Source organism: Martelella limonii, assembly GCF_013344475.1.
Taxonomy (GTDB): Bacteria; Pseudomonadota; Alphaproteobacteria; order Rhizobiales; family Rhizobiaceae; genus Martelella; species Martelella limonii.
Genome location: NZ_JABUOU010000032.1, coordinates 1 through 772, shown reverse-complemented (window position 1 = coordinate 772; position 772 = coordinate 1). Strand labels below are relative to the sequence as shown.

General features: G+C 61.5%; 2 protein-coding genes. Both read right to left on the bottom strand.

Features of this window, described 5'->3' with window-relative positions; translation table 11 throughout:
- On the bottom strand, window positions 1–389 hold a 389-nt coding region (locus HPQ62_RS20905; protein ID WP_244629801.1), incomplete at its 3' end, for a GTP-binding protein.
- A partial coding sequence (gene cysD / locus HPQ62_RS20900; protein WP_174804523.1) for a sulfate adenylyltransferase subunit CysD occupies window positions 389–772 on the bottom strand: 384 nt, incomplete at its 5' end. The genes HPQ62_RS20905 and cysD, both read right to left, overlap by 1 nt.

Here is a 772-nt window from a genome sequence, read left to right as displayed (position 1 = left end):
ACGATGGCGAGATCGGCGGTCGAGGCGCCGGTTGCCATGTTGCGGGTATATTCCTCGTGGCCGGGGGTATCGGCAACGATGAACTTGCGCTTGTCGGTCGCAAAGAAGCGATAGGCGACATCGATGGTGATGCCCTGTTCGCGTTCGGATTCGAGCCCGTCGACCAGAAGCGCGAAATCGAACGTCTCGCCCGTGGTGCCATGGCGGGCGGTATCGCTCTCAAGCGCTGCCAGCTGGTCCTCGAAGATCAGCTTGGTGTCGTAGAGCAGCCGGCCGATCAGGGTCGACTTGCCGTCATCGACCGAGCCGCAGGTCAGGAACCGGAGCAGCGACTTTTCTTCCTGCCTGGCGAGATAGGCGAGCATGTCGCCGGAAAAATCTTCCGTCATCAGAAATAGCCCTCCCGCTTCTTCTTCTCCATCGAGCCGGCCTCGTCCTTGTCGATCATCCGGCCCTGGCGTTCCGATGTGGTTGCCGTCAGCATCTCGCGCACGATCGCCTGAAGGTCGGCAGCCTCGGATTCCACCGCACCCGTCAGCGGATAGCAGCCAAGGGTGCGGAACCGCACCATCCTTTCCTGCACCACGTCGTCAGGCCCGATCGCCATGCGATCGTCATCGACCATGATCAGCGCGCCATCGCGCTCCACCACCGGCCGTTTCGCCGCGAAATAGAGCGGCACGATCGGGATGTTCTCCTTCATGATGTACTGCCAGATATCGAGCTCGGTCCAGTTCGACAGCGGGAATACCCGGATCGATTCGCCCTTGCC